A 13,183-nucleotide genomic window follows, 5' to 3' on the forward strand; every position below is an offset into this window, starting at 1 on the left:
GAATTCGCATGGACACTGCTGCGTTCGAGAACTGGGAATCGGAAGTCCGTGGGTACTGCAGGAACTTCCCGACCGTCTTCGCCTCCGCGTCCAACGCGCGGCAGGTGGACGAGGCCGGGAAGAGCTACATCGACTTCTTCGCGGGCGCCGGCGTGCTCAACTTCGGGCACAACAACCCGAACATGAAGCGCGCCATGATCGATTTCCTCGAGGCCGACGGCGTGGCCCACAGCCTCGACACCTACACGACCACCAAGCGCGACTTCCTCACCCGCTTCCACGACGTGATCCTCGCGCCGCGCGGCATGGATCACCGCATGCAGTTCACGGGACCGACGGGCACGAACGCGGTGGAGGCGGCGCTCAAGCTCGCCCGCCTCGCCACCGGTCGCCGCGAGGTGGTGGCCTTCAGCCACGGCTTCCACGGCATGACGCTCGGGGCGCTCGCCGCCACCGCCAACCACGCCTTCCGGCAGTGGGCCGGAGTGCCGTTGCGCGACGTGGTGCGGCTGCCCTTCGAGACGGCCCCCGGCGGCAAGACCGCCCTGTCGGACTACGCCGCGGCCCTGGCAGATCCGTCCAGCGGCCACACCCCGCCGGCCGCCTTCCTGGTGGAGGCCGTGCAGGCCGAGGGCGGCGTCAACGTAGCGAGCGCCGACTGGCTGCACGCCGTGCAGGACCTCGCGCGGGAGACCGGTGCGCTGTTCATCATCGACGACATCCAGGCCGGATGCGGGCGCACCGGAAGCTACTTCAGCTTCGACGGCTACGGCCTCGACCCCGACGTGATCACCCTCGCCAAGGGCCTCGGCGGCTACGGGACGCCGATCGCCATGAACCTCAACAAGCCGGCCGTCGACGCGCACTGGTCGCCCGGGGCGCACACCGGCACCTTCCGCGGCCAGGGCCTGTCGATGGTGGCCGGCACCGTCGCCCTGGACTACTTCGCCGACGACGAGCTGATGACCGCCGTCGCCGCGAAGGGGGAGACGATGCGCGAGCGTCTCGCCGCGCTCGCCGCCGCGCACCCGGACCGCGATTGGGAGGTGCGGGGCAAGGGCATGATGCAGGCCCTCGACACCGGCGACGGGGCCTTCGCCAAGGCCGTCCAGGCCGCCTGTTTCGACGCCGGGCTCCTCGTCGGGCCGTGCGGCAGCGGCGGTCGCGTCCTGAAACTCATCCCGCCGCTGACGATCCCCGACGAGGACCTCGCCGCGGGGCTGGAGATCCTGGAGGCGGCCGTGACGGAGGTGGCGCGATGAAGCGGCGCGACGACATGACCTTCCCGCCGGAGGAGTACGAGCGGCGGCTGACGGAGCTGCGGGAGCGGATGGACAAGCGCGGGCTCGACGCCGTCGTGATCACCGATCCCGAGAACCTGATGTACCTCACCGATTATCAGACCACGGGCTACTCCTTCTTCCAGGCGCTCGTGGTGCCGCTCGACGAGGAGCCGGTGATGATCACCCGCGCGATGGAGGAGTCCAACGTGATCGCGCGGACCTGGGTGGAGCGCACCCGCCCGTATCCCGACACCGGCGACGCCATCCAGGAGCTGGTGCTCACCCTCAAGGAGGGCGGCCTCGGGACCAAGCGGGTGGGCTACGAGCGCAACAGCTACTTCTTCCCCGCATACCAACAGGACCGGGTGCACACGTCCTTCCAGCAGGGCGTGCTCATGGACTGCTTCGGGATCGTCGAGGCGGGGCGGGCCACCAAGTCCGACGCCGAGATCGCGGTGATGCGCAAGGCCGCCCGCGCCGCGGAGGCCGGCATGGCCGCCGGGCTGGAGGCGGCGGTCCCCGGGAACACGGAGAACGACGTGGCGGCGGCGATCAGTGCCGCGATGTTCCGGGCCGGCGGCGAGTTCCCCGCCGTCATGCCCTACGTCGCCTCGGGCCCGAGGTCGATGATCGGCCACGCGACGTGGGAGGGCCGCACCATCGAGTCGGGCGAGCACGTCTTCCTCGAGGTGGGCGGCTGTTACCGCCGCTACCACGCCGCGCTCATGCGCACCGCGGTCAACGGCGAGCTCTCGCCCACCATGTACGAGGCGCAGGAGAAGATGAAGCTGGCGCTCTCCGAGCTGAAATCGCTGATGCGGCCGGGGATGACGGTGTCCGACGCCGACTCGCTGGTCCGGCGGATCATCTCGGACAACACCGTCGGCGCGCGGTTGATCACCCGGTCGGGCTACTCCATCGGGATCGCCTTCCCGCCGTCATGGGACGAGGGCTACATCCTCAGCCTCAACCCGGGCGACTTCACCGCGCTGGAGCCGGGCATGACCTTCCACGTGATCCCGTGGATGTGGGGCGTCGACGGGGACAAGACCGTCGGCATCTCGGACACCATCCGGATCACCGACGACGGCTGCGAGTCCTTCTTCACGCTCGACGAGGATTTCGCCGTGCACGACGGCGCCGGTTCGGGTTCCGCGGTGAACGGCGCCGCGATCGATCCAGGGCCACAGCAGGAGACGACCGAGGCGGAGGTGCTGCCATGACCACGATGCTGACCGCGATCGACCCGTCGACCGGCGAACCGATCCGGGAGGTGCCGGCCGCGGGCCCCGTCGAGATCGAGACGACGCTCGAGCGCGCCGAGACGGCGTACCACGACTGGCGGCGGGCGGGCTTCGCCGAGCGGGCGCACCTCCTGCGCGCGGTGGGCGCCGAACTGCGCCGGGGCGTCGAGGATTACGCCTACGTGATGACCGAGGAGATGGGCAAGCCCATCACCGAGGCGCGGGGCGAGGTGGTCAAGGCGGCGTGGGCCGCCGAGCACTACGCCGAGCACGGCGAGCAGTACCTCGCGTCCGAGTCCGTCGAATCCGACGCCACCTCCAGCTACGTGCAGTACCTGCCGATCGGCCCGGTCCTCGGCGTGTTGCCGTGGAACGCCCCGTTCTGGTTGGCCTTCCGGTTCTGCGCGCCCGCGCTCATGGCGGGGAACACCGCCGTCATGAAGCACGACCCGCACGTCCCGGGCTGCGCCGCCGCCATCGCCGGCGCCTTCCGGGCCGTCGGTGCTCCGGACGGCGTCTTCGCCTCGCTCCCGGTGGCGACGCCCGACGTGGCGGGGGTGATCCGCGACCGCCGGATCCGCGCCGTCTCCTTCACCGGCTCCGACCGCGCGGGTTCCGCCGTGGCGTCGGTCGCGGCCTCGGAGATCAAGCCCGCGGTGCTGGAGCTGGGCGGCTCGGACCCGTCGATCGTCCTGGCGGACGCCGACATCGAGGCCGCCGCCGAGGTGCTCGCCCTGTCCCGGATCATCAACGCCGGCCAGTCCTGCATCGCGGCGAAGCGGATCATCGTCGAGCGGTCCGTGCACGACGAGCTCGTCGAGGCCCTGCGCACCCGGCTCGCCGCGCTGCGGATGGGCGACCCCCGGGAGGACGACACCCAGGTCGGGCCGATCGCGCGCGCCGATCTGCGGGACAACCTGCACCGCCAGGTCGCGGAGACCGTGACCGCCGGTGCCACCTGCCTCCTGGGCGGGACGGTGCCCGACGGACCGGGGTTCTTCTACCCGCCCACGCTGCTGACGGGCGTGCGGCCGGGGATGGCGGCGTGCTCCGAGGAGACCTTCGGTCCCGTCGCCGCGGTGATGACGGCCGTCGACGCCGACCACGCCGTCGACCTCGCGAACGCCACCCCGTACGGCCTCGCCGCGAGCGTGTGGACCGACGCCGCCCGCGGCGAGGCCATCGCGCGGGAGCTCGAGGCCGGGCAGGTCAGCGTCAACGGCATCGTCAAGACGGACCCGCGGCTGCCGAGCGGCGGCGTCAAGCGGTCCGGCTACGGCCGCGAACTGGGCCGCGCCGGCATCCACGAGTTCGTCAACGCCCAGCAGGTCTGGGTGGGGCCGAAGCGGGACTGACGGGAGTTCGACGGTGCGCGGGCCCGAGACCGCGTCGTAGAGTCGGTGCGGTGAGGTACGAGGAACTCGGCGATCTTCCCTGTTCGATCACCCGGCCGCTGGTGGTGCTCGGTGATCGGTGGACGCTGCTGGTCCTCAAGACGGCGTTCGCCGGGGTGCGCAGGTTCAGCGCCTTCCAGGAGTCTCTGTCGATCTCGAAGAGCCGTCTCCAGGACCGGCTGACGCGCCTCGTCGAGCACGGGATCCTCGTGAAGCAGCCCAGTGCAGAAGGCGCCCACGACGAGTACCGGCTCACGCCGAAGGGCATGGACCTCTATCCGATCCTCATGGCGATCAAGGATTGGGGCGACGAGTACATGGCGCCGGACGGCCCTCCGGTGCACTACCGCCACGCGGACTGCGGCGGCGAGGCTCACGCGGTTCTGACCTGCGGCGATTGCGGCGAGCGGCTGACAGCGCGCGACGTGGTGCCGGAGGCCGGGCCGGGCATGACGGCATAGGTCGGTGCGCGAAGGGGTTCCCCTCGGAGGCGATCCCTGCTAGCTTTTGGTCTCAAAATAAGACCGACTGATCGGAGTGCTCATGCCGGGCATCGCGCACGCTCCCCGTCTCGACGACCTCCTGGCCGACCGGTGGACGTGTCGGCAGTTCATCGCCGACCGCGAGGTCCCACTCGAGACCATCGAGGAGCTCCTGGCGGCGGCGCAGCGGACGCCGTCGTGGTCGAACACCCAGCCGTGGGGGGTGTGGGTGACCACCGCGGCGGCGACGGACCGGTTCCGGGCGGAACTGGGTGCGCATGTGGCCGCGGGCGGAGAGGTGAAGCCGGACATCGACTTCCCCGTCGCGTACACCGGGCGGCACCGGGACCGCCGACGGGAGTGCGGGCACGCGCTCTACGCGAGCCTCGGTGTCGAGCGGCACGACCACGCCGGTCGCGCGGAGCAGTTCCTCCGCAACTTCGCGCTGTTCGACGCCCCGCACGTCGCGGTGATCACCAGCCCCGTCGAGCTCGGAACGTACGGGGTGCTCGACTGCGGGCTCTACATCGCCACGTTCCTGCTCGCGGCGCAGGACCGCGGCCTGGCCGCCGCGCCCCAGGCGGCCCCGGCCGCGTACTCCCCGTTCCTCCACCGGCACTTCGGGATCGACGACTCGCGCCACGTGGTGGCGACGATCGGCTTCGGCTACCCCGACCTCGACGACCCGGCCAATCGGTTCCGCACCGCGCGCGCCGCGCTGACCGAGAACGTCGTGCTCGTCAGCGATCGGCCGCACGATGCGGCACCGGTTCGCCTACTCGACGGTGACCGACTTCGCCAGGTTGCGCGGCCGGTCGATGTTGAGCCCCAGGCTCAGCGCCGCGTAGTAGGCGAGTAGCTGGGTGGGAATCATCAGCAGGATCGGGTCCAGCTCGGGCTCGTTCTTCGGCACCGTCAGCGTCACCTTGGCTTCGGGCAGCTCGACGCCCGGGTTGGTGATGGCCACGATGTCGCCGCCGCGGGCCGCGATCTCGTGCAGCGCACCGATGTTGCGGTCCAGCAGCTCGTCGTCCGGGACGATCGCGACGGTCGGCATCTCGGGGCTGATCAGCGCGAGCGGGCCGTGCTTGAGCTCGGAGGCCTGGTACGCCTCGGCGTGGCGGTAGCTGATCTCCTTGAACTTCTGCGCGCCCTCGCGGGCGGTCGGGTAGCCCCGCACGCGGCCGATGTAGAAGAGGCTCGGCGCCTCGGCCAGCAGCTTCGCGGCGTCCTCGACGTCGCCGGGGGAGTCGATGATCTCGCCGATCTGCGCGGGCAGGGCCTTGAGGCCCTTGACGATCCGCGTCCCGTCGGTGATCGAGAGATCGCGGACGCGGCCCAGGGCGAGCGCGAGCAGCGCGAAGCCGACCGCCATGTGGGTGTTGGCCTTGGTGGAGGCCACCGAGACCTCGGGGCCGGCGTGCAGGTAGATGCCGCCCGAGACCTCGCGCGCGATGGTCGAGCCGACCACGTTGACCAGGCCGACGATGGTGCCGCCCTTGCGCTTGACCTCCTGCACGGCGAACGCGGTGTCGGCGGTCTCGCCCGACTGGCTCACCGCGACATACAGGGTGTCGGGCTCGACGATGGGGTTGCGGTAGCGGAACTCGCTGGCGGGCTCGGCGTCCGCGGGGATGCGGGCGAGTTCCTCGATGACGGAGGCGCCCAGCTGGCCCATGTAGTAGGCGCTGCCGCAGCCGAGGATCTTGACGCGCTTGAAGCGGCGCATGGCCTGCGCGTCCAGGTTCAGGCCGTCGAGGCGGGCGGTGGCGAAGCGCTCGTCGAGGCGGCCGGAGAGCATGCGCTCGAGCGAGCTCGGCTGCTCCGCGATCTCCTTGAGCATGAAGTGGCTGTGGTTGCCCAGCTCCAGGTCGTCGGGCGAGATGTCCACGGTGGTGGCGGACTTCGCGACGGCGCGGTTGTCGTCGGCGCTGAACATGCGGAAGCCGGAGGCGGTGACGGTGGCGCACTCGCCGTCGTCGAGGTGCACGACCTGGCTGGTGTGCCGCACCACGGCGGAGATGTCGGAGGCGACGAACATCTCCTTGTCGCCGACGCCGATGATGAGCGGGGAGCCGTTGCGGGCCACGACGATCCGGTCGGGATGCTCGGTGTCGATGACGGCTAGGGCGTAGGTGCCGCTGAGGCGGTGCAGCGTCTGGCGCACGGCGTCCTCAAGGGTCTCGGCGCCGCTGCGGGCGATGAGGTGGGCGACGGCCTCGGTGTCGGTGTCGGAGGTCAGCTCCACGCCGTCCGCCTCGAGCTCGAGGCGCAGGTCCCGTGCGTTGTCGATGATGCCGTTGTGCACGACGAAGATCCGCTCGTGGCCGTCGGCGTCGGGGGCGGAGGTGTGCGGGTGCGCGTTGGCCTCCGACGGGGCGCCGTGCGTGGCCCAGCGGGTGTGGCCGATGCCGGTCTTGCCCGCGAGCCGCTTCGGCAGCGCGGCCTCCAGGTCGCGCACGCGGCCCACGCTGCGGACCCGCTTCGCGCCGGACGGGCCGAGCACCGCGATGCCCGCCGAGTCGTACCCGCGGTACTCGAGCTGGGTGAGTCCGTCGACGAGGATGTCCACGGCCGTCTGGCCACCGATGTATCCGACGATTCCGCACATGCTGGGGCGGCTCCTAGCTGTAGATGAGGCGGCGCAGCTGCCGCTCGGTGAGATCGGGTGCGGCGACGAGCCGGCTGCTCAACTCGTCGGCGAGGGTCGCGAAGATCTCCGCGTTCTTGGCGCCGCGTCCCTGCAGGTCGCGATGCCGGCGGCGGACGAACTCCTCGACCGGTTCCCGGTAGTAGGCCGTGACGTCGTCGATGACACGCACGGCCTCGGTGGCGGAGAGCCCCGTGGTCCGCGCGATGTGATCCACGAGATCGCTATCCGGCACGGCTTCGATCTTCCGTGCCCGACGGTGTCGTGTCAATTATCTGCCCGTAATCGGGCAGAAATGAGATCGATTCGGTCGGGCGAAGCCAACCGAGCCAAGAATGACAAGAATACTTGACACCAAATGTCAAGGCTGCTTGACTCGATGGTGTGGACGACGACGAGAACCCGGTGCGGGCGCGGCGACGCGTCCAGCGCATCACCCAGGCCGAACTGGCCGCCGCCGTCGGCGTGAGCCGGCAGACGGTGGTCTCGGTCGAGAAGGGCGACTACGCGCCCAGCGTGTACCTCGCGCTGAAGGTGGCCCGGGCCCTCGGCGCCACCGTCGAAGAGCTGTTTCCCCTGGAGGAGGACGATCATGTCGGCTGAGAGTCGTATCGAGGACTTCATCCTCGCGCCGTCGGACCCCGCGTGGGGCGACGAGCGCAACCGCGAGGAGTACTACCGGGCGATGGCGGTGGGCTACTACTGGGCGGCCCCGGCGGCGCTCGTGGCCTCCCTGATCGCGGCGGCGGAGGGCGCCCGGATCACCGCGATGGCGGTGCTCCTGCTGCTGCTGGCGACGCAGCTCGCCACCTACCGGTACTGCACCCGGCACGACGTGCCGTTGGCGTCCATCTCCCGCGCCTTCATGACCCCGAAGCGCAAGGCCGTGATGGCGGCGATCCTGATCCCGTACCTCGCGGTGTGGTGTTCGCTGCAGCTGGACCGCGACCCGAGCACGATCGCGGGCGCCGCGGTGGGCGGGCTCGTGGGTGCGGGGATCGCCGCCGGCGCCGTGTTCCTGGCTGCCCGGACCGAGCGTCGGCGGGAGGCCGCGGCGGCCGCCGACGACGACGTATTCGAATAACGAAGGATCCATCGGTACGCTGTGACCTCGTGACCGCCTCCGAAGCCGCCGATCGAGTACCCCTCGATCTCAAGACCCAGCTCGTGCGCTTCGTGCTGACCGGCGGCTTCTCGGCGGTGGTCGACTTCGGAACGCTCTTGATCCTCACCAAGGGATTCGGGGTCGACGAGGCCCTGGCCAAGACCGTCGGCTTCATCCTCGGCACCACCACCGCGTACCTGCTCAACCGCCGCTGGACCTTCCAGGCCGAGCCCTCCGCCAAGCGGTTGATCGCGGTGTGGGCGCTGTACATCGCCATGTACGGCGTGCAGCTGGGCATCTACATGGCCTTCTACACGCTGTTCCCGCCGCCCGAGGACGGCATCGGCAGCTACGTGAACCGCCTCGTCGCCTTCGTCGTCGCCCAGGGCACCGCGACGGTCGTCAACTTCATCGTCCAGCGCACGGTGATCTTCAAGCTGATGTGATGGCCCGGGCAATTCGGCCGCGGCGAACACTGCTCGTCCCCGGGGCCCTCGCGCTCCTCGGCGTCCTGCTGTCGCTCTGGCACGGCGGGCGTCCGTCCGTCTGGTTCGACGAGCTCGCCACCGCCTCCGCCATCGACCGCTCGCCCGGCGAGCTGTGGCACCTGCTGACCAACATCGACGCCGTGCACGGCCTCTACTACTGGGGCGTCCGCACCTTCTCCCTCGTGTTCGGGCTCGATGAGACCGCGCTGCGGGCCTTCTCCGCGCTCGGCGTCGGCGCGGCCGTCGCGGCCTGCTACTGCCTCGCGCGGCGGCTCGGCGGGGAGACCTTCGCGCTGGTCGCGGGCGTGATCGCGCTGATCCTGCCGCGGCTCACCTGGTCGGGCGTCGAGGCCCGCTCCTACTCGTGGGTGATCGCCTCCGCGGCGCTCGTGCTGATCGCGGCGCACCGGGCGACATCGTCGACCGGGAAGCCCGGTGCCCGTCGGGCCTGGCTCGCCTACGGCGCGGCGCTGCTCCTCGCGACGGTGCTCTTCCTCTACTCCGCGACCCTGGTGCTCGCCGTCGCGGCGGTCCTCGTCGCCGACGAGCGGACCCGCACCCGCGCCGTCCTGAAACCCGCGGCGATCGCCTCGGCGGCCGCGATCGCGCTGGCGAGCCCCGTGGTGTTCCTCGCGGCGACGCAGCGCGACCAGGTGTCCTGGCTGCAGTGGCCGGGGTGGCGCATCTTCCAGAACGTGCTGGTCGACCAGTGGTTCGACCACTCGTACGCCTTCGCGATCGCGGCCTGGCTCGTGATCGCCGTCGCCGCGCTGCTGTGGTGGCGGCGCGGCGACGCCGGATCCGCGCGGGCGAGGAACGCTGGACCGGCGGATGCGGCACCGTCGGGCGAGTCCCCCATGGACCTGACCTGGGCGCTGCGCTACGGCCTGGCCGGCGCCCTGGTGCCGCTCGCGGCGATCCTGCTGGTCTCGCCGATCGTCCCGTCGTACGTGGGGCGGTACGTGAGCTTCACGGTGCCCGGCGTGGTGCTCGTGCTCGCGGCCGCGGTCACGACGGTGGCGCGGGCCCTGACGCGTCCGCGGGTCGCCGGCGCGGCGCTGCTCGCCGTGCTGACGGTGGCCGCGATCCCGGGCTACCTGTGGCAGCACAGCCCGCTGTCGAAGCCGGGCGGCAGCGACTTCAGCTACGCGGCGCGCTACATCCGCGACAACGCGCGGCCCGGCGACTGCGTGTTCTTCCAGGTGCAGCCGAGCTGGGCGTGGCCCTCGCTGCGCATCGCGCACGACGGCCTGCCGGGCATGTTCGACGGCCTGCGGGACATGGGGAACGACGGGGACCGCCGCTCCGACGGGAAGCTCTGGGACAAGGAGAAGGGCGTCAACCAGTGGGCGTCGTGGGCGGCCGACGAATGCACCGCCGCCTGGGTGCTCGCCGACGCCGACCGGTCCGAGGACGACTTCCGGCAGGAGAACGGCAACCTGTGGTGGACCTTCCGCCCGTTCCGGTTCATGGGCACCGACATGCAGGTCTCGCTCGACTACGGCGGGCTCGCGGTGGTGCACCAGGAGCAGTTCCACATCCTCCAGGTGGTGCACCTGGTGCAGCCGCCACCCGCGGAGGGGCCGGACCCGCAACCACTGCCGCAGACCCGCCATACCTACTGGTGAACGGTTGCAAAGCGGTTCGTTAGACGTATATACGACTTTGTCCGTCGTGTCCACCCTTGTCCGATGTGACATATGCGGGGTTGTCCGCCGCGCGGACCTTCGCGACGATCGTTACGCACAGGTAACGATCGAGGGGAGAGCGTCGTGGTGTCAGTCGGGATCGTCGGAGGGGGTGCCGCGGCCGTGAGCCTGCTGCGGCAGCTGCCCGTGAGCGACGATCTGTCCGTCTCCGTCTACGCCGACCGGGTCATCGGCCCCGGCCGGGCCTATGCGGAGGAGTCCGATTCCGCCCTGCTCAACCGGCAGGCCTTCGCGATGTCCATCTCCGCGGAGGAGCCCGACGAGTTCGTCGACTGGTGCCGGGCGAACGAGCCGGAGCTCCTCGTCGAGGGCGGGCACAGCTTCGTCCCGCGCTGGGCGTACGGCCGCTACCTGCGGCAGTGCACGCAGGCCCGCGCGGTGGACTTCGGCGACTCGCTCACGCGGATCACCGGCCGCGTCACCGACGCGGCGCGCGAGGGCGATGTGTGGCGGCTCGTCGTGCACCGCCCCGGCTTCGCGCCGGAGACGTACCGGCACGACGTGGTCGTGCTCGCGCTGGGTTCGAGCCCGCCCGCCGACCCGTACCGGCTCGAGGGGACGGAGCACTACACGCAGGACCCGTACCCCGTCGACGAGTGGCTGCCGACGGTCCTCGCCGGGGAGTCCGCCGCGGTGATCGGCACGGGCCTCAGCGCGATCGACGTCGCGCTGGCCGTGCGCTCGCGAAGCTGGGACGGCCGCCTGCTGATGGCCTCGCGCCAGGGCATCCTGCCCGACGTGCGCAGCGACCTCGAGCCGCTCGACTTCGATCCCGATGTGGGCGCGCTCATTCGGCGCGTGCAGCTCAAGCACGGAGGCCTCGAATGGGAGGACGTCGTGAACATCGTCGACTACCTCGCCGTGGGCGAGGGCCTGCGCCGCTCCGAGGTGCGCGCCGCCTTCCGCGCGATCACCGAGCCCGCCGGGCCCCGGCTCGCGGGCTTCGCCGGCCGCCCCGTCTCCATCGCGCCCGAGGTGCAGCGGCTCGTGATCTGCGTGGCCCAGTACTACGCGAACGACCTGTGGTCCGCGATGACCCGTTCGGCGCGGTCGGCGATGGTCGCGTCGGTGCACGCGCCCTTCCAGGCGCTCGCCAACCCGCTGCCCGCCCGGAGCGCGCAGGTGCTGGGGGACATGGTGGTCGACGGTGCGCTGACCGTCCGGCACGGCGTCCGCGACGTGGCCCCGTCGGCCTCGGGGCTGGTGGTGAGCAGCGCCGACGGTGACGAGGCCGTCCAGCACGTGGTCAACGCGACGCGGACGCCGGCCGGTGCGCCCTCGGGTGCCGCGGCGAGCCTGGTCTCCTCGCTCGTCTACGGCGGCACCGCCCGCCGCAATCCCTACGGCGGGCTGCGGATCAACGTCGCCGACAACGCGATCGTCGGCCGCGACGGCACGTCGGTGCCGGGGCTGTACGCGCTCGGCGAGATCGCGTCGGGCGACCTCTACTACATCAGCAGCATCGCCAAGATCCGCCGGCGCGCCCGCGCTGTGGCGCGGTCCATCGCCGAGCGGGTGAATCCGGCGGTGCCGCAGTCGGACCCGATGCCCGCGTCGGTGGCGGTGACCGGTGGCTGAGGCGAGCGCGGTCGCCGACCGGACGGAGGCCGCGGTGGGCACGCCGGGCCGGTGGTCCACGATCATGCTGCTCGTCGCGGTCACCGCGCCGCAGCTGGGCCTGAGCCTGCTCAACCCGTCGACGCCGCAGATGGCGATCGACCTGCACACCTCCGTCTCCGCGGTGCAACTCACGCTGTCCTGCTACATGGCCGGCTACGCGGTCTCGATGTTCGCGGCGGGCGTGCTCGCGGACCGCTTCGACGCGCGGGCCCTCCAGGCGTTGGGCCTCGTGCTGTTCGCGCTGGGCGGGGTGCTCGCGGCCGCCGCCCCGACGGTGGCGGTGCTCGGCGTGGCGCGGTTCGTGCAGGCGGTCGGTGGCACCTCGGCGACGGTGCTGTGCCGCTTGGTGATCCAGCGCCGGTATCCGACGGATGCGCGGATGCACCTGCTCACGTCGCTGTCGATCGTCATCGCGGCGACGCCCGCGATCTCACCCTTCTTCGGCTCGGCGCTGGTCCAGGTCGCGCCGTGGCGCGCCCTCTTCCTCGGCCTGGCCGCGGTCGGTCTCGTTCTGGCCCTCGCGTTCCTGCGCCTGGTACCCACGGCCGCGCCGGCCACGCCCGTCGCGCCGACCCCGCGCGCCATCGGGCGGGGCGTTGCGGAGGTCTTTGCGCGCAAGGGCTTCCACCGGCACGCGGTGGTGATCTCCCTGGCCTGGATGGGATACTTCCTGTTCATCGAGCAGTCCGCGTTCATCCTGCAGGGGCTGCACGGCGCGACGGAGATCCAGTACGGGCTGCTGCTCATCGTGCCCGCCCTCGGGTACATCGCGGGCAGCGTGGTGATCCGGCGGGCGGCCGTCGCGCGGACCGCGGTGCGGCTGTGCACGATCGGCTCGGCCGTCGGCGGCGCCGCCCTGGTCGCGCTGGCGGCCCTGGGTGTCCCGACGGCCGCCGCGGTCGTCATCCCGCTCGCCGTCGGCTTCCTCGGCGTGGGCGCGGCGATCCCGTTCGCCCAGGCCGGGCTGCTGGAGCTGGACCTGAAGGCCCAGGGCGTCGGCGCCGGGCTGTTCTTCTTCCTCCAGATGGGGGCCGGCGCGGTGTACTCCGTGGTCATCGAGGCGCTGCACCTGCGGTCCGCGGTCAGTACCTCGGTGGCGATCGGCCTGCCGCTGCTCGCCCTCGCCGCCGTCGTCTGGGGGACCACGCGCGCGAAGCCGTGACGCGGAACACGGCGGCTCGGGAATGATGCGGACCGAGGTCCGGTTA

The 13,183-nt window shown here is 71.3% G+C and carries 13 protein-coding genes; 11 read left to right on the top strand and 2 right to left on the bottom strand.

The genetic code is table 11. From position 1 onward, the window contains the following. Window positions 1-8 precede the first annotated feature (8 nt). The 5 genes from LB823_RS04765 (at window position 9) to LB823_RS04785 (ending at window position 5,262) form a co-directional block, all read left to right on the top strand. Window positions 9-1,262 (top strand): aspartate aminotransferase family protein, encoded by a 1,254-nt coding sequence (locus tag LB823_RS04765; protein ID WP_224645619.1) that lies wholly within the window; start codon window positions 9-11, stop codon window positions 1,260-1,262. Next, entirely contained in the window at window positions 1,259-2,506 is a 1,248-nt protein-coding gene (gene doeA / locus LB823_RS04770; protein WP_224645620.1) for an ectoine hydrolase, read from the top strand. Before LB823_RS04765 ends, doeA begins: the two co-directional genes overlap by 4 nt. Further along, a complete protein-coding gene (locus LB823_RS04775) occupies window positions 2,503-3,882 on the top strand; it encodes an NAD-dependent succinate-semialdehyde dehydrogenase (protein WP_224645621.1) in 1,380 nt (459 codons plus the stop codon). The genes doeA and LB823_RS04775 overlap by 4 nt, the downstream gene beginning before the upstream one ends. 50 nt (window positions 3,883-3,932) lie before the next feature. Then, a complete protein-coding gene (locus tag LB823_RS04780; RefSeq protein ID WP_224645622.1) occupies window positions 3,933-4,382 on the top strand; it encodes a helix-turn-helix domain-containing protein in 450 nt (149 codons plus the stop codon). A gap of 82 nt (window positions 4,383-4,464) precedes the next feature. Continuing rightward, the gene (locus tag LB823_RS04785; protein ID WP_224645623.1) at window positions 4,465-5,262 is read left to right on the top strand and encodes a nitroreductase family protein; all 798 of its coding nucleotides are present in this window, start codon (window positions 4,465-4,467) and stop codon (window positions 5,260-5,262) included. On the opposite strand, the gene glmS is transcribed toward LB823_RS04785, so the two are convergent. Both glmS and LB823_RS04795 read right to left on the bottom strand, forming a co-directional pair. Next, window positions 5,179-7,014 (bottom strand): glutamine--fructose-6-phosphate transaminase (isomerizing), encoded by a 1,836-nt coding sequence (gene glmS, locus LB823_RS04790; RefSeq protein WP_224645624.1) that lies wholly within the window; start codon window positions 7,012-7,014, stop codon window positions 5,179-5,181. The genes LB823_RS04785 and glmS overlap by 84 nt on opposite strands. A gap of 13 nt (window positions 7,015-7,027) precedes the next feature. Next, window positions 7,028-7,288, bottom strand: coding sequence for a hypothetical protein (locus LB823_RS04795; RefSeq protein ID WP_224645625.1), 261 nt, complete (start codon window positions 7,286-7,288; stop codon window positions 7,028-7,030). A gap of 149 nt (window positions 7,289-7,437) precedes the next feature. Here LB823_RS04795 and LB823_RS04800 point away from each other — a divergent pair, with 149 nt between their 5' ends. The 6 genes from LB823_RS04800 to LB823_RS04825 all read left to right on the top strand — a co-directional run bounded on the left by LB823_RS04800 (window position 7,438) and on the right by LB823_RS04825 (window position 13,137). Then, window positions 7,438-7,656 (top strand): helix-turn-helix transcriptional regulator, encoded by a 219-nt coding sequence (locus tag LB823_RS04800; RefSeq protein ID WP_224645626.1) that lies wholly within the window; start codon window positions 7,438-7,440, stop codon window positions 7,654-7,656. Beyond that, on the top strand, window positions 7,646-8,137 hold the full coding sequence (locus LB823_RS04805; RefSeq protein WP_224645627.1) for a hypothetical protein: 492 nt from the start codon (window positions 7,646-7,648) through the stop codon (window positions 8,135-8,137). Before LB823_RS04800 ends, LB823_RS04805 begins: the two co-directional genes overlap by 11 nt. Window positions 8,138-8,166: 29 nt before the next feature. After that, window positions 8,167-8,604, top strand: coding sequence for a GtrA family protein (locus LB823_RS04810; RefSeq protein WP_224645628.1), 438 nt, complete (start codon window positions 8,167-8,169; stop codon window positions 8,602-8,604). Continuing rightward, window positions 8,604-10,274, top strand: a complete 1,671-nt coding sequence (locus LB823_RS04815; RefSeq protein WP_224645629.1) for a glycosyltransferase family 39 protein — start codon at window positions 8,604-8,606, stop codon at window positions 10,272-10,274. Before LB823_RS04810 ends, LB823_RS04815 begins: the two co-directional genes overlap by 1 nt. A 144-nt stretch (window positions 10,275-10,418) precedes the next feature. Continuing rightward, complete coding sequence (locus LB823_RS04820; protein ID WP_224645630.1) at window positions 10,419-11,933, top strand: FAD/NAD(P)-binding protein; 1,515 nt, start codon at window positions 10,419-10,421, stop codon at window positions 11,931-11,933. Beyond that, window positions 11,926-13,137 (top strand): MFS transporter, encoded by a 1,212-nt coding sequence (locus LB823_RS04825; RefSeq protein WP_224645631.1) that lies wholly within the window; start codon window positions 11,926-11,928, stop codon window positions 13,135-13,137. The genes LB823_RS04820 and LB823_RS04825 overlap by 8 nt, the downstream gene beginning before the upstream one ends. The last annotated feature ends 46 nt before the right edge of the window (window positions 13,138-13,183 follow it).

This window comes from Tsukamurella sp. M9C (assembly GCF_020169415.1).
GTDB lineage: Bacteria > Actinomycetota > Actinomycetes > Mycobacteriales > Mycobacteriaceae > Tsukamurella.